This is a genomic window from Couchioplanes caeruleus, from assembly GCF_003751945.1.
In the GTDB taxonomy this organism is placed as follows: Bacteria; Actinomycetota; Actinomycetes; order Mycobacteriales; family Micromonosporaceae; genus Actinoplanes; species Actinoplanes caeruleus.
The window spans coordinates 560414-578317 of sequence record NZ_RJKL01000001.1; the positions used below are offsets into that span (position 1 = coordinate 560414).

Consider the following 17904-nt stretch of genomic DNA (forward strand, 5'->3'; position numbering starts at 1 on the left):
CGTTGGACGCCCATGATCGCGGCGGCGATAGTGGCGTCATGATCTACGCCGCCGCATCGGACCGATACACCAGTGGAATGCAGTACCGCCGCACCGGGAGCTCCGGGCTCGACCTGCCCGTGCTCTCGCTCGGTTTCTGGCACAACTTCGGCGACGACAAGCCGTTCGAGCAGAAGCGGGCCATCACCCGGCGCGCCTTCGACCTCGGCGTCACGCACTTCGACCTCGCCAACAACTACGGGCCGCCGTACGGCGCCGCCGAGGTGAGCTTCGGCCAGTTGATGCGCGAGGACCTGCGGCCGTACCGGGACGAGATCGTGGTCTCGACGAAGGCCGGCTGGGACATGTGGCCGGGCCCGTACGGCCGGGGCGGCGGCGGGCGCAAGTACGTGCTCGCCAGCCTCGACCAGTCGCTGAGCCGGATGGGCCTCGACTACGTCGACATCTTCTACTCGCACCGCTACGACCCCACGACCCCGCTGGAGGAGACCGCCTCGGCGCTGGACGCCGCCGTCCGCGCGGGCAAGGCCCTCTACGTGGGCATCTCCTCCTACGACGCCGAGCACACCCGCCGGATGGCGGCATTGCTGCGCGAGCTCGGCACGCCGCTGCTGATCCACCAGCCGTCGTACTCGATGTTGAACCGCTGGATCGAGACCGAGGGCCTGCTCGACGCGGCCGCCGAGGTGGGCGCCGGGGTCATCGGCTTCACCGCGCTGGCCCAGGGACTCCTCACCGGCAGATATCTGCACGGCATCCCGGAGGGTTCGCGCGCCACCCAGGGCAAGTCGCTGGACCCGGGTTCGATCGACGAGGCGCTGCTCTCGCGGCTGCGCGCGCTCGACGAGGTCGCCCAGGCCCGCGGGCAGAACCTGGCCCAACTCGCGCTGGCCTGGGCGCTGCGCGATCCGCGCGTCACCTCGCTGGTGATCGGCGCCAGCAGCGTGCGGCAGCTCGAGCAGAACGTGGCGGCGCTCGGCAACCTCGCCTTCACCGACGACGAGCTGGCCCTGATCGACAAGATCCTCGACGCCGACCTCTCCTCGGTGGACCTCTGGGCAGGCGCACGCCAGGGCAAGGTCACGTGACAGTAAGCACTCAAGTGAGACGGTTCTGTCTCATCTGAGCTACATTCGTCTCATGAAGGAACGAGACGACATCCTGCGGGCGGCGGCCGAGTTCCTGGGCCGCCGCCCGAACGCGACCCAGGACGAGATCGCCAAGGCCGCCGGGGTGAGCCGGGCGACCCTGCACCGGCACTTCGCCGGGCGGGCCGCGCTGTTCGCGGCCCTCGAGCAGCTCGCCGTGGAGCAGATGCGGCAGGCGCTGCACACGGCCCGGCTCGCGGAGGGCCCGGCCGCCGACGCCCTGGGCCGCCTCGTGGCCGCCAGTCAGGCCGCGTCCGCCTACCTGGCGCTGATGTACAGCCAGAGCCAGGAATACGACCCCGAGCACCCGCACGAGGCCTGGGCCGAGATCGACGAGCAGATCGCCGCGCTCTTCCGGCGCGGGCAGGAGGCCGGCGAGTTCCGGCTCGACCTCGGCCCGGCCTGGCTGGCCGACGCCTTCTACAGCCTGGCGGCGGGCGCGGCGTGGTCCGTGCAGACCGGCCGGGCCGCCGCCCGGGACTTCTCCCACATGATCACCACGCTCCTGCTGCACGGCGCGATGCGCCGCGGCGAGCGACCCGAGTAGGGAGTGACGCCATGGCCGCCATCACCACCGGCTCCGGCCCCGCCTCCGGCTCGGGCACCGCACCGGGCGCGCCGACCCGCTGGCTGGGCTTCGGCGCCCTGATCCTCGCGGTACTGCTCGTCTCGGTCGACGGCACCGTCCTGGCCCTGGCCATGCCGTCCATCAGCCGGGACCTCGCCGCGACCGGCACGCAGATGCTGTGGATCGGCGACGTCTACTCGTTCGTCCTCGCCGGCCTGCTGGTCACCATGGGCACCCTGGGCGACCGGATCGGCCGCCGCAGACTGCTGCTGTACGGGGCCGCCGGCTTCGGGCTCGTCTCCGCGATGATCGCCTACGCCCCCAGCGCGCAGTGGCTGATCGCGGGCCGCGTCCTGCTGGGCGTCGCCGGCGCGACGCTGATGCCTGCCACGCTCGCACTCATCCGCACGCTCTTCCCCGACAGCAGGGAACGCAGCACGGCGATCGGCATCTGGGGCGCCGCCATGTCCGCGGGCGCGGCGCTCGGCCCCGTCCTCGGCGGATTCCTCCTGGAGCACTTCTGGTGGGGCGCCGCCTTCCTCATCAACGTGCCCGTCATGGCGGTGCTGCTGGTGGCCGGCGTCAAACTCCTGCCCGAGTCGAAGAACGCCGAGCCGGGGCCGTGGGACCTGCCCAGCGTCGCGCTCTCCATGGTCGGCTTGTTCGGAGCGGTCTTCGCCATCAAGGAGATCGCCGCGCACGGGCCGGCCGCCGGAAACGTGAGCGCCGCCGTCGCCGGCGCGGCCGCGCTCATCGCCTTCGCCCGGCGTCAGCTCAGGCTGCCGTACCCGCTCATCGACGTCCGACTGTTCCGCAACCGCACGTTCACCGGCGTGATCGCGGCCGGCATGCTCTCGGTCCTCGGGCTCTCCGGACTGGTCTACTTCCTGTCGCAGTACTTCCAGCTCGTCGAGGGTTTCAGCCCCCTCGAGGCCGGCCTGGCCGAGCTGCCCGCCGCGATCGGCTCCATGGTGCTCGGCGTCCTGGCCGGCGCCGCAGTCCGCCGCACCTCCGTCCGCGCGGTCCTCGGCGGGGGGACGGCGCTCAGCGGCCTCGCCATGGCCACCCTGATCACGATCGACGCGTCTACTCCGTACCTGCTGCTCGGCACGGCCCTGTTCCTCATGGGTGCGGGCATGGGACTCGCCTTCACCGTGGCCAGCGACGTCATTCTGACCGTGGTGCCCCCGGAGCAGGCCGGTGCGGCGTCCGCGGTCTCCGAGACCGCCTACGAACTCGGCATGGCCCTCGGCATCGCCACCCTCGGCACGGTCGTCACCGGCGCCTACCGCGGCCTCGATCTGCCGGCCGACCTCCCGCCGGAGCTCGCCGCGGCCCGCGACTCCCTGGCCGGGGCGGTACAGGCCGCCGTCACACTGCCTCCGGAGCCGGCCACGGCGCTCCTGGACGCGGCCCGGACCGCCTTCACCGACGGACTCGCCCTCGCCACGACGGCCGGCAGCATCCTGCTCCTCGCCGCCGCGGCCGCGGTGGTGGCCCTCATCAAGCGGCAACGACCCGCCGGACACGAGCACCGCAGGCCCGGAGTGCACTGAGAGGGGCGTCACCGGCGATCTCACATCGTGGGAGATTGTCGGTGACGTCTCCCGCGTCACACAAGCCGGTGACGCTGCAGGTCATCCCCGCTGTACAGCGCGAGAACGACCTTCCACTGTGGCGAAAAGGTCAGCGCGGCGCCGGTGAAACTCCAACGATGGACATCGACGCCGTTGCGCTGCTCGCGGCGCGACGGACGGTATTCGTGGCCGCCGGACGGACGTCCGGCACGGCCACACGCCATTCGGGGGAGGGCACATGAATCACACGGGTCAGGACGTTCTGAGGCGGCTCCGGTCACGGCTGACCGCCCGGAGCAACCGATCGCGCGTCACGTCGACAGGTCATCCGTTCGCCAGAGGCGACTACCGGTCCTCCCGCGACACCGCGGCGAGCAGGCTGCGCGGCGCGGACGCGGAGCTGCTCGGCCTGACGGGCCGCCCCAGGCGGCCGAACGCCACTCTGGTCGACTACTACGCGCGCTCGTAGGCCGGACCGCCGGCGTCCGCGCCGCTCTTGCGGACGGGCGCGGACGCCGGCGCCGGGATCAGTTGCCGAGGTCGCGGACGAACACGTCGATGGCGCCGTTGGTGTCGCCGGGCACGAGGTTCGAGGCGTACGACTCGAAGGCGACGTATCGGCCGTCGGCCGAGATCGACGGCGAGGTGCTGGAGTCGTTGCGCTGGCCGCGCGTACGCCGCAGAGGCTCCTTCGGGCCTCCAGGCGTCGAATCGTTACCTTCTGTTCGGTCGCCTCTCGGCGCTCTTCCGGCGGACAGGCCGGAGCATTGCCCGTGAAGGCCGGAATCCCTGTTCCGGCCCCGGAGAGGCCCGGCCGTCCGGCGACGACCACAACGACCGCCGTCAACAGGGGCAGGGAGGGTCGGTTCCGCGGCCGGGGACGGGCTGCCCGATACTCGTGGCATGATCACGCTGGGGGAATCGACAGGTCTCAGGATCGAGCGGGACGACCTTGCCCGCGAGCAGGTTCGGCAGCTCATCGCCGAGCATCTCGCCGACATGCACGCGACCTCGCCCGCCGAGAGTGTGCATGCGCTGGACCACGGGGGGCTCCGCGCGGACGGGGTGTCGTTCTGGACCGTGTGGGACGGCGCAGAGCTGCTCGGCTGCGGCGCGTTGAAGGAGCTGGACCCGTCGGCGGGTGAGATCAAGGCGATGCGTACCCGCCCGGAGGCGCGCGGTCGCGGCGTCGCCGCCCACCTGCTCGCGTTCCTGATCGACGAGGCGCGCACCAGGGGCTACCACAGCGTCAGCCTGGAGACGGGTACCCAGGACTTCTTCGCACCGGCCCGGCGGCTCTACGGCCGGCACGGATTCGTCCCGTGCCCGCCCTTCGCGGACTACACGCGCGACCCGAACAGCACATACCTGACGCTCCGCCTCGACTCCCCCGCACCGGCCGGCGGATGACGCCCGCCTGCGCCGCCGCGGCCGCCGCGGTCACCCCCGTCCGGAAATAGAGAAGCGTCAGCACGCATGGCCGGTTACCGTCCTGGCCGTGGAGAATCCGGACGGGTATTTCGGTGAGCAGGTGGCGGCGCGGTACGACGACCCCTCGTCGGAGATGTTCCAGCCGGAGCTCGTTCACACCACTGCGGAGGTGCTGGCGCAGCTCGCGGGCACCGGTCCGGCGCTGGAGCTGGGCATCGGCACGGGCCGCGTGGCACTCCCGCTGGCGCGGCGCGGAGTGCCCGTGCACGGCATCGATTTGTCCCGCGCCATGGTGGCGCGGATGCGCGCCAAGCCTGGCGGCGACCGGATCGACGTCACCAACGGTCCGCCCGTATCCCGCCACCGCGTCGCGGTGGGCGTACGACGACTACGACCTCGCCACCCAGGCACTGACCTCGAACTATCTGTTCCTCTCCGGCGGACGGGCCGAACAGCGCAGCATCCCCTTCCGCTACGTATGGCCCGCGGAGCTCGATCTCATGGCCCGCCTCGCGGGCCTGCGGCTGAGGCACCGCTGGGCCGGCTGGGACCGTGCCCCCTTCACCGGCGACAGCGCTCGGCACGTCTCGGTCTGGGAAAAGCCGCACTGACTCATTCGGTGGACGGCCACAACTGCACGAGCACCCGACCTTCCACGGTGTCCTGACGGTAGGCGACGTCGTCGCGGGAATCGCGGGACACCTCCCGGTGGTCACCGAGAAGGTAGAGGAAGCCGTCGGGCACGGTGGTGGTGCGGCAGTCGGTCCGCGCGGCCCGCGGATCCGCGGGCAGATAGGGCTCATCCACCGGCCGGCCGTTGCGGAACACCTTGCCGTCGCGGCACTCGATGGTGTCGCCGGGCAGCCCGACGACCCGCTTGACGGTGGTCCAGGACGGCGATCCGGCCTCGGCCGGCATCGACACCAGGACGATGTCGCCGTGGTCGATGCCGGCGAGCCGGTGACCGAGCTTGTCGATCAGGAACCGTTCGCCGATCAGCATGGTCGGTGACATGCCTCCGCTCGGCACGAAGCGCACTGTCAGCGCGTACTGATTCGTCAGGAATCCGGCGACGGCGCCGATCACCGCCACCATGACGATCCGGCGGCTGATCCGGGTGTACCGGGGAAGCTGCCGGACCCGGGCCCGGCGTTCCTGCCAGACCGCGCGCAGCCCACCCGCGGCCCAGCGCACAGCCTCCCAGCCGCCGCGCGTCTCGCCGAATTCGGCGAGGACCGCCTCGCCCCAGATCCCGCCGGGCCGGCCGCGGCGCCCCCGTACCGCCGCGGCCAGCACGACGTACGCCAGCCGCCGCAGGAATGTCTCGTCCTGCCGTTGCCGGCGGGTCACGATGGATGTGCTCATGCCGCACCACCCGCGGTGCGCGCCTGCGCGATCGGGCCCGGGCGGCGTCGGACGACGGCCGCAGCGGCGGCGGCGCTGGAGCGATCGGCGAGCCGCTGCCTCGCCAACACCAGCCCGTCACTGCTCAGTCGGTACATGTGCCGGGGCGGGCGGCCGGGTTCACCGGACGGCTCCCAGCCGGTTTCCAGGAGCCCTTGGTCGGCCAGCCGCATCAGGATCGGATACAAGGTGCCCGAGGCCAGCGACGTCTGCTTGCTCAGGTCGTAGCCGTAGCGCCACTGGGCCGGGTCGGCGAGCAGCGCCTCGAACAGGCACAGAGTCTGAGGTGAGGTGTGAGGGATTCTTGGCACGGCGAAACTCTACATAACTCGGCTTTCCTGTTCAAGATCCCTGGCGGAACCGGGCCGCCGGCATCCTCGTCCTGGCCGCGGCCATCGTCGCAGCCTGCGTCAACGCCGGCACCGACAGCCGGCCCGCAGACACGCCCACAGCGAACCCCCCCACCAACAGCCCACGGATTACGTCAGCTCCTGGACCTGCTCGCCGCTGCCGGAGACAGCGCCGCGGCGCCGATCCCGGTGGCCGTCGAGCGGCCCCGAGGCCTACTGGTTTCGTGTCTACGCGCCACGGGCCGGCCGGTGTTCGCGATCAACCCATTCGCGGTGTCGCGTTATCGCGCGCCACGGCGCGTCCGGCAAGATGTCCGACCACGGTGATGCCATGACCCTGGCGCACATCCTGCGCACCGACATGGACGCCCACCGGCGCATCCCCGACGACAGCCATCTCGCCCAGGCGATCGCCGTGCTGGCCCGCGCCCAGCAGGACGCGGTCTGGGACCGCCTGCAACTTGTCCAGCGCGTGCGCTCCCTGCTGCACGACTACTACCCCGCGGCTCTCACCGCGTTCGCCCATCTGCCGAACGGGGGCCTCGGCCGTCCCGACCCCCCAGCGCTGCTGACGATCGCGCCGACTCCTGCCCGAGCAGCAAGGCTGACCCGGACACAGATCCTGGCCGCTGTCAGGCGTGGCAGAACAGGACCTCGCCGCCGCCGTCGAGGAGGTCTTCGCCAAGCATCCCAGCTCCGACGTCATCACCAGCTTCCCCGGCCTCGGACCGCTGGTCGGCGCCCGACTGCTCGCCGAACTCGGCGACGACCCCACCCGCTTCTCCGACGCCCGAGCCGTCAAGGCCTACGCCGGCGCCGCACCCGTCACCCGTGCCAGCGGAAGATCACACCGGGTCATGGCCCGCCGCGTGAAGAACCAACGCCTCGCCGCTGCCGGCTACGTCTGGGCCTTCGCCGCCTTACGCGCCGCACCCGGCGTCCGCGCCCACTACGACCGACGCCGCGCCGTCGGCGACACCCACATCGCCGCGCTACGCCACCTGTTCAACCGGCTCCTCGGCTGCCTGCACCACTGCCCACGCAGCGCAACGAACTACCAGGAGTCCTCCGCCTTCGTACTACCGGCCGCATCCAGCTGACATCGCGGCGCACCAGCCGCTACTGCGCCTCGACTCGGTAGCCCACATGCGGTGAACCAGACGACAGGCGGACCACGTAACCCCAGCGCTGCAGGACCTGCATGATCCTGGCGGCGCCCGGTGGGTTCGCCGAATGGATGTAGACGGTTCCGATGTCGAAGGGACTCCCTTCGAACGCTGCCTGCTCGAGCAGCTCGACGACCGGCCAGATCGTGTCGTCCCCACCCAGGTCGTGGTCCAGCCACAACTCGGCCAACCGCTGGGCGCGGTAACGCTGCAGTAAGTCAATCCCCGCCGCGCTGCTACGCGCCACATGCGCCGCCCGGCCGTCAACGAACGAACGGAGATCGTCGATCAGAACCACGGGCAGCATCTCGGCACTCACCCCGTCATCGTGACCGACGGCGCGGTGGATCTCCATCGAAAAGCGCCGGCTTGACGCCGTAACGACATCGGATGTCTGGTGACACATTCCTTTCCAACACCCCGGAGGGTGGCGCAGCGGGGCCCGGTCAGCCGGCCAGGGGCAGCAGCACCTTGGAGACGCCCAGGCGGACGCCGACCTCGGTGCCGGCCGGGTAGCGCAGGGTGTGGTCGCGATCCGTCGAGATCAGCACGAGCCCGATGCGGTGGCCGGAGGCGAACACGTGGTCCTGCGTCTGCAGGTTCCAGCGGAATGTGTACGCCTTGCCCGCCTCGATCGGCCTGCTGTGCGACGGTGACAGCCGGTTGCGGACGTCGAGCCAGCCGCGGCTGACGATCTCGAACGGGGTCTGCTCGGTCACGTACTCACGGCGGTTGAAGCAGCCCGGGTCCTCGGGGATGCCCGGGCCGATGCAGTCCTGTTGGCCGGGCACCGTCCGGATGCCCGCGAAGCGGTCGGCCGTGCCGTAGTCGACCAGCAGCGCCGTCAGGTACGGCGACTTGCCGGCGAGGTCGGCGCGGATCGTGATCTCGGGAGTGCCGGAGAGGCGGGCCTCCTTCTCCAGCGGCGCGGAGAGATAGGACAGCCGGTTCGGGTCCGCGCCGAGCTCCTGCGCGACCAGATCCTCGGCGGTGCGCGACGGCTCGTCCACGAAGGTCTGCCTGGCACCGGCCGGGGCCGGCCACGGCTGCAGGGTGCCCACCCGTCCGTCCGCCGCGGGGCCGCCGAGGGCGAGGGCCGACGACGCCGTGCCGGACACCGGCCAGGTCGTGGCCGTGCGCCACTGGCCGGGTGCCACCTCGACGTCCGCCATCGGCTCGCGCATGATGCCGGTGTCGATGCGGTAGAGCCACTGGTCGAACCAGCGGTGCAGGGTGGCGAGCCACGCATCGCGCCGGACGTGGAACGGGTCGGTGTGGCCGGCCTGGTGCCACCAGATCTTGCGGGGCACACCGCGGCGGGCGAGGGCGTCCCACCACTGGCCGGCCTGCTGCGTGCGGACGTTGTCGTCGTGCAGGCCGTGCACCAGCAGCACGCTGGCGCGCACCTTGGCGGCGTCGCGAAGGTAGTCCCGCTCGGCCCAGAAGCGGCTGTGGTCGCCGGTCTCGCGGTCCTGCTCGCGCTCCAGGCCGGCCATCACGCCCGCACAGGTCTCGGGGTTCTCGCGGGTGAGCACCGCCTTGGCCAGGACGTCGGTGTCCTCGCCCTGGAAGCCGCCGGGCGCCACGACGCCGCCGTTGGCGCGGTAGTAGTCGTACCAGCGGGAGATGGCGGCGATCGGGACGATCGTCTCGAGCCCGCGCACGCCGGTCGCGGCCACCGCGTTGGGCAGGGTGCCGTTGTACGACACGCCGATCATCCCGGTGCGGCCGGTGGACCACGAGGCGAGGGCCGGGGCGCCGGACTCGTCGAAGCCCGGGGCGCGCCCGTTGAGCCAGTCGATCACGGCCTTCATGCCGAGCGTCTCGTTGCGTCCGCCGGAGGTCGGGCAGCCGGTCGAGCCGCCGGTGCCGAGGCTGTCGGCGTAGGCGACCGCGTAGCCGCGGGGCACGAAGTAGTTGTCGAGGTAGCCGGAGAAGACGATGGTCTCGGCCGCCCGGTCCCTACCGGCGGCCGCGCTGCGGCGGGCGGCGGCGCCGTCGCGGTCGATGTCGTCGTGATTGGGTACGTCGTTGAGCCCGGCGTAGTAGGGGCTGGGCTGGAAGATCACGGGGATCTTGCGGGTGTCGCCGGTCTCGCGGGGCCGGATGATGCGCACCGCGACGCGGTCGGGCCGGCCGTCGGCGTCGCTGTCGACCGGCACCTGCACCCACACCCGCTCGCGGATGGCCTGGCTGTAGTCGTAGACGGGCTCGGTGCCGCGGGGCCCGGCGGACGGCTGCGCGGCGGTGGCGACCGCCGCCGGGGAGAGAACGGTGATGACGGCGCAGGCGGCGGCCAGCAGCCGCGCCCCACCCCGGAAAGTTCGCATCGTCGACTGGCCTCCGGCTCGGACTCGGAGCCACACCTTATCGTCCAATGTCGATATGCCGCGGACAGGCTCCGGAAGGGACTGATCGGAAGCGGTCACGAGTCCTGAACTCGGAGTCGTGAACCCCGCCTCCGTGCGGGCCGGCGCCGGATATGCGGCGTGAGCCCTCGATCGCTTGCCCCGCCTCGACCAACGGTAACAACGCTGCACTGGCGCGACTGAGCACCGGAAATTGTCATTTCAGGACACGTTGACCTTGGCATGAATCACGCCTTGTAATCCGCCGAATACGCTCCGTACGCTGTGGTCAGGAAAGGCCATCGATCGGCTTGAGCGCCATGACTCCGGGGAGCGTCGCATGGTTATCAAGGTTGTCGAGCAGATCAACGACGACGAGCTCATCGAGACCGCGTGGAAGATGTACGAGGAGTCGTTCCGCGGCCTGAACGCCCTGGCGGTCCAGCGTCATCTCATGTTCCGTCACGAGTTCGAGGACGTGATGCGCGACGGCCGGGTGCAGAAGTACCTGAGCCTCGACGACGAGGGCACGCTGTGCGGGCTGTCCACGTACACCAATGACCTGGACGCCATGCCGTTGATCTCGCCGCAGTATTTCGAGCGGCGCTGGCCGGAGCTCTACGCCCAGCGCAAGATCTGGTATTGCGGCTTCGTCGCGGTGCTGCCCGGCGGGCGAGCCAGCTCCTCGTTCTCCGACCTGGTCGAGGCGATGTACCTGATCGCCGCCGCGCAGAACGGCATCATCGGGCTCGACTTCTGCCAGCACAACGACGAGAAGCGCAAGATGAGCCGGGTCATCCGGCTGATGCTGCAACGCTTCTCCGGCAACTGCGAGGCCGAGATGATGGACGCGCAGCAGTTCTGGCTCTACCGCTTCCCGCAGGCGGCCTGAGCACGCCGTCACCGCCCGCCGCTTCGCACCGGATCGCGCTCTTGGGGGGCTGACGGTCCGGCCGGCACGGTGACCTCCTTCCTGTCCGGGATCGACGGGCGGTTCGGCGCGTTCTGTGGGGTGGGCTACTTCCAGCGGGACGGCTCGGGTGGGGTCTCCCACGGCTGTTCGGGCGGGGTCTCCCAGGGTCCCTGCCCGGGAGGGGTGTGCCAGGACGCCGACGGGCCCGGCGGGGTCCGCCATGGCGGGGGCTGCTCGGGCGAAGGCGTCCAGGTCGGTGGTTCCCCGGGGCCCTGCCGCGTCGGGGAGGGCTCGTCGTCCCACGGCGCCGAGGGCTGGGACGGAACCGACCACGGCGGGGACACCTCGGTGGGGGCGTCCCACGGCGGCTCGGGCGGGGCCTCGTGCGGCAGGGCACCGGCGGCGAGCATCGCGCGGGCGCTGATCGGCTCGGTGTGCGAGCCCTTGAGGCGGGGTGCGTCGGCGATGAACCCGCTGTCCGCGCCCCGGCCGATCGCGGCGTACACCTCGGGGCGGGCCGCGCGCATGACGACCGCCCAGATGAAGCCGACGACGGCGAAGACGGCGTAGCCGGTCGGGAAGAGCCAGTGGAAGATCGAGCCGGCTTCCACCTGCAGCAGGTCGCCGAGGCCGTAGACGGTCGCGAACAGGATGACGCTCAACAGCAGGAAGGCGACGATCGGCGACACCTGGCCGCGCCAGACGTTCTCCTGGTGGCGGTGCCGCAGGAAGAACGCGATCACCGCGGCCGAGGCGCTCCACATGAGGATGAGTACGCCCAGGCCGCCCACGACGGTGAGCCATGCGAAGAGATAGACCAGCGGGTCGGCACCGGTGATCCGGTAGACGATGAGCACGCCGAGCGCGAGCAGGCTCTGCGACAGCGATCCGACGATCGGCGCGCCGGTGCGCGGATGGGTGTATCCCCACGTGTGCGGCAGCACGCCCTCGCGGCCGAGCGCGAACTGGTAGCGCGCCACCGCGGCGTGGAAGGCCAACAGCGCGGCGAAGATGCTGGTCATGAAGAGGACGTAGCCGAGGTTGATCAGCGCCTCGGGCAGGTGCGGGCCGACCAGCGCGAAGACCAGGTCGGTCTCCTCCGCCCGGGCCGCCGCCACGATGTTGCCCGGCCCCGCGCCCACGGACATGGCCCAGGCGGACAGTCCGCAGAGCAGCCCGGCGAGGATGACGGCCCAGTGGGTCGCCCGGGCGATCGTGCGGCGGGGGTCCTTCGCCTCCTCCGAGAGCACGACCGTCGCCTCGAAGCCGACGAAACCGCCGATGGCGAGCACCATCATGGCCGCCACCTCGGGGGTGAAGACCTGCGCCGGCGACAGCGTCGCGAACGACACCGATCCGCCGGCCGGGTTGGCCACCATCACGATGTCGTAGACGAGCACGATGACGATCTCGGCGATCAGCAGGACGGCGAGCACCTTGCCGCTGAGGTCGACCCAGAGCAGGCCGAGCACGGCGACCAGCACCCAGGCGACGATGGCGCAGGTGAACCAGCCGACCTGGAAGCCCAGCCCGTCGAGCACCCCGGACGCGACGACGCCGAAGAGGCCGAAGAGGCCGATCTGCATCAGCGCGTAGGCCGGCAGCGCCACGAACGCCGCGCCGACGCCGGGTATGCGGCCCAGCCCGTGGCTGATATACGAGTAGAACGCCCCGCTGTTGACGATGTGCCGGCTCATCGCGACGAAGCCGACCGTGAAGATCGACAGGATCCCCGCGACGACCAGGTAGACCACGGGCACGGCGGTGTTGCCGACGACCGCGTAGATCGTCGTGATGGCCCCGATGACCACGGTGAGCGGGGCGGCGCCCGCCACCCCGAAGAAGACCACCGAGGGAACGCCGAGCCGGTTTCGTGCGAGGGCGGTGGAGACAATGTCGGGCTCAGACATGTCGCGCGCCATCAAGAGCCTCCCAGCCCATTGATCGATGTTGTCCCGCCGGCGGTGGTGACGGCCGACGGCACTCACCTGCGCCCGACGGCGAGCACCGAGCCGACGGACGCCTCGGTCTGCTCGATCAACTGACGGAAGTCCTCCGGCAGGGTGCCGATGGCGGTGGGGAGCTGGGTCAGGGCGTGACGGTGCACCTCGAAGTCCCACAGGACGTGGCGGGTCAGGCCGGTCGCGACGACCAGACCGGCGAGCAGCCGGTCGCTCACCGACATCTGCAGGCCGCGGACCATGATGTTGGCGAGCCGCATCGGTGCCCACGCCGCCGCGTTGCGCTGCGCCTCGTTGTTGGGCATATAGAAGGTCTGGGTACTCAGCATCCGGCGTCGGGTCACGGATTCCACCGCGCCGACGCGCATCAGCCGCTCCCCCACCCGGTCGGCCGCGTCCTGTGACAGATATGCCAGCCAGGTGCGCACTTCGCGGTGCTGCGGCTGGGCGATGAGCAATTCCAGCACGGAATGGGACAGCGAGTCCCGCGGCGGCTGGCGGCTCTCGATGTAGAGATCGCCGTCGAAGATCCGCAGGCGTCCCTCGAGCATCAATTCGCCGAGCATTGCCGCGGCGAGCCCCAGGCCGGTTGCCCGGGGGTGCAGACGTGACCGGCCGGTCCGGTCCTCGTGTGCGATCAGGAAGAACTGGTCAGCCAGCACGCCGCCACTCCTTAGACAAAAAACCTGAGACACCTCGGCGGGCAAACACCCGTGGGGAAGGCAATATCTCGCTGTCCGAAGCATCATGTACCTCGCTTCGAGGTCAATGCAAGAAGTACTAGACTCGCGGCAGTCCCGCTCGTCCAAATTGGATCATGAGACGATGGGACGACGGTGGCGACGACCCGAGATCGAGGGAGTCACGGTGTCCATGGACGAGGGACCTACGCTGCGCCGACGTCGCCTGGGCACCGAATTGAAACGGTGCCGCGAGCGGGCCGGACTGACCCAGGAAAACGTTTCGCGCCATTTTGAATGGCACGCCGCCAAGGTCACCCGGATCGAGACCGCGCGGGTCGCCGTCACCCCCCGCGACGTCCGGGACCTGCTGCTGCTCTACGGCGTCGAGGACGAGCAGTATCGCGACGCCCTGCTCGAACTGGCCCGCTCGTCGCGCCAGAAGACCTGGTGGACGGACTACCGCGACATCATGCGGCCCGGCAACTTCATCGGCCTCGAGGCCGAGGCGTCGTCCCTGCGCGACTGGGGGCCGATCATCGTGCCCGGCCTCCTGCAGACCGAGGCCTACATCCGTGCCCTGATGCGCACCGGCCGGGCCACGGACTCGCCGCAGCACATCGATCGTCGGGTCTCGTTGCGCCTCAAGCGGCAAGGGCGGCTGACCGGCGCGAACCCGCTCGAACTGCTCGCGATCATCGACGAGTCGGTGGTGCGGCGCTCGGTGGGCGGGCCCGACGTCATGGACGGACAGCTCCGCCATCTCATCGATGCCGCTAAATTACCGAACGTGACGCTGCAGATCTTGCCGTTCGACGCCGGCGAGCATCCCTTCCTCGGGGGTTCAGCAGCGCTTTTGGAGTTCCGCGAGACCACTCATTTGGATGTAGTTTACCTAGAGGGTCTTGCGGGAGACCTCTACGAAGAGCAACATTCAGAGGTCGCGCGTTACCGTGCGGAGTTCGAGGCGTTGAGTGCACGGGCCCTTGATCCGCGCCTGACCCTCAAAATGATCGAAAGCCTCCTGCGCGCGTAGGAGGCGGGCACGCACAATCGCATATCGAAGGGGGGTGCATGGCATGCCAGCGCACCATCTCAACGCTGCCGTTTGGAAAAAGAGCAGTCGCAGCAACGGAAACGGCGGCAACAACTGTGTCGAGGTCGCAGTCCTCGACACAGCCGTCGCCGTACGCGACAGCAAGAACCCTTCCGGTCCCGCTCTCGTCTTCGAACCGGCCCGCTGGAACGAGTTCGTCAACTCGGTGCAGAACGGCGAGTTCGATATCAACCGCTGAGAGATTACCGATCTGTACTCACGGATGGGAAGTGGATACTCAAAGTCAACTTCCCGAGGGTTCAAGATCTAATTCAAGATGGTGAAAGGGTCCTGATCAGGCTCGTCCACCATGGGTTCGGGGCGCTTCTTCGGAAGCGCCCCGAACCGCGTTCTCCGCACCCACGAGGTCATCTCCTGCATTGATCTCCATGAGCGCAGCTCATCGACGTTTTCCCGGCGGCGATGCATACTGAGTAACGCACGCTCCGCATTGGACCAAATACCTAGCGTAAGGGGACTCCCGTTGCGCCAGTCATCGCCACACCTCATGACGGTCGCGCCGATCACCCAGCCACGCCCGGGGCCCGTGCTCGAGATGCGGGCCGAGCGCATCGTCGCCGCGCTGCAGACGTTCCGGGACGCGTTCCCCGGGGTGCGGCCGTACTACGCCACCAAGTGCAACACCCATGCCGGCGTACTGCGGACGCTGCGCGAGGCCGGGTGCGACTTCGAGGTCGCCTCCACGCAGGAGGTCGAGATCCTGGCCGGCATCGGCGTCCCCGGACCCGAGGTGATCTTCAGCAACCCGGTCCGGGCGCGGGAACAGACGGCCCGCGCGGCGGCCGCCGGCGTCGACCGGTTCAGCGTGGACTCCGTGGAAGAGCTGCACCGGCTGTCCGTGGAAGCCCCCGGCGCCCGGGTGTACGCGCGCCTCGCCACCTTCGGCCAGGACAGCGTCGTCCCCAGCGAGGGCAAGTTCGGCGTCGACGTCACCGGGGCGGTCCGGTTGCTGCTGGAGGCGCGCGAGCGGGGGCTGGTGCCGTACGGGATCACCTTCCACATGGGGTCGCAGTCGCTGGCGCCCTCGGCACTGCGGCGGCCGCTGCAGGACGTGGCCCACGCGATGGACCGGCTGCGACGAGCCGGGGTACGGCTCGAGATGGTCGACATCGGCGGCGGTTTCCCGGCGGCGTACGACGAGCCCGTCCCCCCGCTGGCCGACTTCGGGCGCGCCGCCGCCGCCGAGATCGCCGCGCTGCCGTACCCGGTGGAGGTCTTCGCCGAGCCGGGCCGCTGCCTCGTCGCCGAGGCCGGGACGTTCCGCTGCCGGGTGATCGGCGTCGCCGAGCGCCCGTCCGGGTGGTGGGCGCACACCGACCTGGGGGTGTTCCACGGCCTCATGGAGGTCCTCGAGTCCGGCGGCGAGCTGCGCTACCCGATCCACGACACCCGCGGCACGCGGCTGCGGCGCTGCTACCACCTGACCGGGCCCACCTGCGACAGCCAGGACACGTTCGCGCGCGACGTGCTGCTCTCGGCGGACCTGCACGAGGGCGACGAACTGCTGATCGGGTCGGCGGGGGCGTACACGAGCGTGTACGCGTCCCGGTTCAACGGGTTCGCCCCGCCGCGCGTGGTGCTGATCTGACCCCCGATCGCCCCGCGAAAGCAACGAGGAAAATCCTCAAGTCCCGATCGGGAAGTCCTCAAGTCCTCTCCCTGCGGGCCGATCTCCTCGGCCATGACGGTCAGACGAGCACGAGGGCGGCGGAACGCGGTTGCGGTCGCGGTGACGGCTGCGGCGACGGTGGCGACGGCCCTGACCGGGCTGACGCCCGCACAGGCCGCCTCGCCCGCACGGGCCGCTTCGGTGGCCGACTACAGCTTCAACGCCGCAGGGGCGACCCTGACCGACGTCCGCCGGATCACCCGGACGGACGTGGCCGCGCAGCGCGGCTACACCGGCCAGGGCATCGGCATCGCCCTCATCGACACCGGCGTGGCGCCCGTGGAGGGCCTGACCTCCGGCAACGTGGCGAACGGGCCGGACCTGTCGTTCGAGAGCCAGGTCGCGAACCTGCGGTGGCGCGACTCGTACGGCCACGGCACCCATCTTGCGGGCATCATCGCCGGCCGCGACTCCGCGCGTGGCGGCTTCACCGGCATGGCCCCCGACGCGAAGCTGCTCTCCCTCAAGGTCGGCGCGGCCAACGGCGCGGTGGACGTGACCCAGGTGATCGCCGCCATCGACTGGGTGGTGGAGCACCGCAACGACGATCCCCGCAACCCGATCCGCGTGCTGAACCTCTCGTACGGCACCGACGGCGTGCTGAGCTGGCAGAAGAACCCGCTGTCGCACGCCGTGCAGAACGCCTACCGGGCCGGCATCGCGGTCGTGGTGGCCTCCGGGAACACCGGCGGCGCCATCACCAACCCGGCCTACGACCCGTACGTGATCACGGTGGGCGCGACCGACCCCCTCGGCACCACGTCCCCCGCGGACGACCAGGTGGCCTCGTTCACCAGCATGGGTACGGCGCCGCGCGTGCCGGACCTGCTCGTGCCCGGGCGGTCCGTGGTGTCGCTGCGGGTGCCGGGTTCCATGGTCGACGCCACGAACCCCTCGGCGCGCGTCGGCGAGCGATACTTCGTCGGCAGCGGCACCTCCCAGGCCGCGGCGGTCGCGACGGGGGCGGCCGCGGTGCTGCTCGACCGTTACCCGGCGCTGACGCCGGACTCGCTGAAGTGCTCCCTGCGCCAGTCCGGCCCGTCCGTGGGGACGAGCGGCGGCAAGATGATCGACCTGGACCGGGCGACGGCGAGCCTGCCGACCCTGTGCCGGGCGGTGGGACCGCGCTCGACGGGTACGGGCAGCATTCAGGCCGCCCGGGGCACGTCGATCGTCAGCCTGAACGGAGTGCCGCTGACCGGTGAGCGTGACATCTTCGGCCCGCTGAAGTCGTCCACCTGGGCGGTGGCGAGCAAGACGGGACGGGCGTGGCGGGGCGGGTCCTGGATGGGACGGCCGATGACCGGCACCCACTGGGAGGGCACCCAGTACGGACAGGCCAACTGGGCCGGCCGCTCCTGGTCGGGCACGAACTGGGCCGGCCGGTCGTGGTCGGACCTCGCCTGGGCCGGGGCGACCTGGAACGGTCGGGCGTGGTCGAACAACCTGGTGGACGGGGTGCCCTGGTCGGGACGGGCCTGGTCCGGCGCGGCCTGGCAGCACGGCACCAACGGAGCCTGGAAGAACTGACGACCGGGCGAGCACGGACGACGGAGATGGCCGCGCCGGAAG

General features: G+C 70.5%; 17 protein-coding genes and 1 pseudogene. 12 read left to right on the plus strand and 6 right to left on the minus strand.

The features are described 5' to 3' along the window. Nucleotides 1-38 precede the first annotated feature (38 nt). The 6 genes from mgrA (at nt 39) to EDD30_RS02790 (ending at nt 5391) form a co-directional block, all read left to right on the plus strand. Nucleotides 39-1088, plus strand: coding sequence for an L-glyceraldehyde 3-phosphate reductase (mgrA, locus tag EDD30_RS02760; RefSeq protein WP_071802959.1), 1050 nt, complete (start codon nt 39-41; stop codon nt 1086-1088). A gap of 52 nt (nt 1089-1140) precedes the next feature. After that, on the plus strand, nt 1141-1695 hold the full coding sequence (locus EDD30_RS02765) for a TetR/AcrR family transcriptional regulator (protein ID WP_084556068.1): 555 nt from the start codon (nt 1141-1143) through the stop codon (nt 1693-1695). 11 nt (nt 1696-1706) lie between these two features. After that, complete coding sequence (locus EDD30_RS02770; RefSeq protein ID WP_071802961.1) at nt 1707-3272, plus strand: MFS transporter; 1566 nt, start codon at nt 1707-1709, stop codon at nt 3270-3272. A gap of 259 nt (nt 3273-3531) precedes the next feature. Continuing rightward, a complete protein-coding gene (locus tag EDD30_RS02775; protein ID WP_071802962.1) occupies nt 3532-3762 on the plus strand; it encodes a hypothetical protein in 231 nt (76 codons plus the stop codon). A 434-nt stretch (nt 3763-4196) separates the two neighbouring features. Next, on the plus strand, nt 4197-4703 hold the full coding sequence (locus EDD30_RS02785) for a GNAT family N-acetyltransferase (RefSeq protein WP_071802964.1): 507 nt from the start codon (nt 4197-4199) through the stop codon (nt 4701-4703). A gap of 154 nt (nt 4704-4857) precedes the next feature. Continuing rightward, nucleotides 4858-5391 (plus strand): methyltransferase domain-containing protein, encoded by a 534-nt coding sequence (locus EDD30_RS02790; protein WP_244945551.1) that lies wholly within the window; start codon nt 4858-4860, stop codon nt 5389-5391. Here EDD30_RS02790 and lepB read toward each other — a convergent pair. Both lepB and EDD30_RS02800 read right to left on the minus strand, forming a co-directional pair. Then, nucleotides 5337-6089, minus strand: a complete 753-nt coding sequence (gene lepB / locus EDD30_RS02795; protein WP_071802965.1) for a signal peptidase I — start codon at nt 6087-6089, stop codon at nt 5337-5339. The two genes, EDD30_RS02790 and lepB, sit on opposite strands and share 55 nt — an antisense overlap. Beyond that, complete coding sequence (locus tag EDD30_RS02800; RefSeq protein WP_071802966.1) at nt 6086-6439, minus strand: PadR family transcriptional regulator; 354 nt, start codon at nt 6437-6439, stop codon at nt 6086-6088. Before EDD30_RS02800 ends, lepB begins: the two co-directional genes overlap by 4 nt. Before the next feature lie 165 nt (nt 6440-6604). On the opposite strand from EDD30_RS02800, the pseudogene EDD30_RS02805 reads away from it, so the two are divergent. Further along, nucleotides 6605-7578 (plus strand): annotated as a pseudogene (locus EDD30_RS02805) (IS110 family transposase); the annotation flags it as partial. 19 nt (nt 7579-7597) lie between these two features. Here EDD30_RS02805 and EDD30_RS02810 read toward each other — a convergent pair. Together EDD30_RS02810 and EDD30_RS02815 are read right to left on the minus strand one after the other, a co-directional pair. Beyond that, nucleotides 7598-7951, minus strand: coding sequence for a cyclic-phosphate processing receiver domain-containing protein (locus tag EDD30_RS02810; protein WP_071802996.1), 354 nt, complete (start codon nt 7949-7951; stop codon nt 7598-7600). A 139-nt stretch (nt 7952-8090) separates the two neighbouring features. Then, nucleotides 8091-9974 (minus strand): Xaa-Pro dipeptidyl-peptidase, encoded by a 1884-nt coding sequence (locus tag EDD30_RS02815; RefSeq protein WP_071802967.1) that lies wholly within the window; start codon nt 9972-9974, stop codon nt 8091-8093. A 358-nt stretch (nt 9975-10332) separates the two neighbouring features. Between EDD30_RS02815 and EDD30_RS02820 the strand changes: the two genes are divergently transcribed. Next, the gene (locus EDD30_RS02820; protein ID WP_071802968.1) at nt 10333-10884 is read left to right on the plus strand and encodes a hypothetical protein; all 552 of its coding nucleotides are present in this window, start codon (nt 10333-10335) and stop codon (nt 10882-10884) included. A gap of 125 nt (nt 10885-11009) precedes the next feature. On the opposite strand, the gene EDD30_RS02825 is transcribed toward EDD30_RS02820, so the two are convergent. Both EDD30_RS02825 and EDD30_RS02830 read right to left on the minus strand, forming a co-directional pair. Beyond that, on the minus strand, nt 11010-12815 hold the full coding sequence (locus tag EDD30_RS02825) for an APC family permease (RefSeq protein ID WP_342353725.1): 1806 nt from the start codon (nt 12813-12815) through the stop codon (nt 11010-11012). A 74-nt stretch (nt 12816-12889) separates the two neighbouring features. Then, nucleotides 12890-13528: a GOLPH3/VPS74 family protein gene (locus tag EDD30_RS02830; protein WP_071802970.1), complete on the minus strand. Its 639-nt coding sequence runs from the start codon at nt 13526-13528 to the stop codon at nt 12890-12892. 211 nt (nt 13529-13739) lie between these two features. On the opposite strand from EDD30_RS02830, the gene EDD30_RS02835 reads away from it, so the two are divergent. The 4 genes from EDD30_RS02835 to EDD30_RS02850 all read left to right on the plus strand — a co-directional run bounded on the left by EDD30_RS02835 (nt 13740) and on the right by EDD30_RS02850 (nt 17862). After that, a complete protein-coding gene (locus tag EDD30_RS02835) occupies nt 13740-14582 on the plus strand; it encodes a helix-turn-helix domain-containing protein (RefSeq protein WP_244945552.1) in 843 nt (280 codons plus the stop codon). A gap of 43 nt (nt 14583-14625) precedes the next feature. Then, nucleotides 14626-14841 (plus strand): DUF397 domain-containing protein, encoded by a 216-nt coding sequence (locus tag EDD30_RS02840; RefSeq protein ID WP_071802997.1) that lies wholly within the window; start codon nt 14626-14628, stop codon nt 14839-14841. A 309-nt stretch (nt 14842-15150) separates the two neighbouring features. Then, complete coding sequence (locus EDD30_RS02845; RefSeq protein WP_071802972.1) at nt 15151-16251, plus strand: type III PLP-dependent enzyme; 1101 nt, start codon at nt 15151-15153, stop codon at nt 16249-16251. Between the two features lie 141 nt (nt 16252-16392). Beyond that, complete coding sequence (locus tag EDD30_RS02850; RefSeq protein ID WP_244945084.1) at nt 16393-17862, plus strand: S8 family serine peptidase; 1470 nt, start codon at nt 16393-16395, stop codon at nt 17860-17862. Nucleotides 17863-17904: the final 42 nt, after the last annotated feature.

Excerpts from the sequence above, each read along its gene's own strand:
- mgrA (WP_071802959.1), top strand. The coding sequence starts at position 39 with ATGATCTACGCCGCCGCATCGGACCGATACACCAGTGGAATGCAGTAC.
- EDD30_RS02765 (WP_084556068.1), top strand. The coding sequence starts at position 1,141 with ATGAAGGAACGAGACGACATCCTGCGGGCGGCGGCCGAGTTCCTGGGC.
- EDD30_RS02770 (WP_071802961.1), top strand. The coding sequence starts at position 1,707 with ATGGCCGCCATCACCACCGGCTCCGGCCCCGCCTCCGGCTCGGGCACC.
- EDD30_RS02775 (WP_071802962.1), top strand. The coding sequence starts at position 3,532 with ATGAATCACACGGGTCAGGACGTTCTGAGGCGGCTCCGGTCACGGCTG.
- EDD30_RS02785 (WP_071802964.1), top strand. The coding sequence starts at position 4,197 with ATGATCACGCTGGGGGAATCGACAGGTCTCAGGATCGAGCGGGACGAC.
- EDD30_RS02790 (WP_244945551.1), top strand. The coding sequence starts at position 4,858 with ATGTTCCAGCCGGAGCTCGTTCACACCACTGCGGAGGTGCTGGCGCAG.
- lepB (WP_071802965.1), bottom strand. The coding sequence starts at position 6,089 with ATGAGCACATCCATCGTGACCCGCCGGCAACGGCAGGACGAGACATTC.
- EDD30_RS02810 (WP_071802996.1), bottom strand. The coding sequence starts at position 7,951 with ATGCTGCCCGTGGTTCTGATCGACGATCTCCGTTCGTTCGTTGACGGC.
- EDD30_RS02815 (WP_071802967.1), bottom strand. The coding sequence starts at position 9,974 with ATGCGAACTTTCCGGGGTGGGGCGCGGCTGCTGGCCGCCGCCTGCGCC.
- EDD30_RS02820 (WP_071802968.1), top strand. The coding sequence starts at position 10,333 with ATGGTTATCAAGGTTGTCGAGCAGATCAACGACGACGAGCTCATCGAG.
- EDD30_RS02825 (WP_342353725.1), bottom strand. The coding sequence starts at position 12,815 with ATGTCTGAGCCCGACATTGTCTCCACCGCCCTCGCACGAAACCGGCTC.
- EDD30_RS02835 (WP_244945552.1), top strand. The coding sequence starts at position 13,740 with ATGGACGAGGGACCTACGCTGCGCCGACGTCGCCTGGGCACCGAATTG.
- EDD30_RS02840 (WP_071802997.1), top strand. The coding sequence starts at position 14,626 with ATGCCAGCGCACCATCTCAACGCTGCCGTTTGGAAAAAGAGCAGTCGC.
- EDD30_RS02845 (WP_071802972.1), top strand. The coding sequence starts at position 15,151 with ATGACGGTCGCGCCGATCACCCAGCCACGCCCGGGGCCCGTGCTCGAG.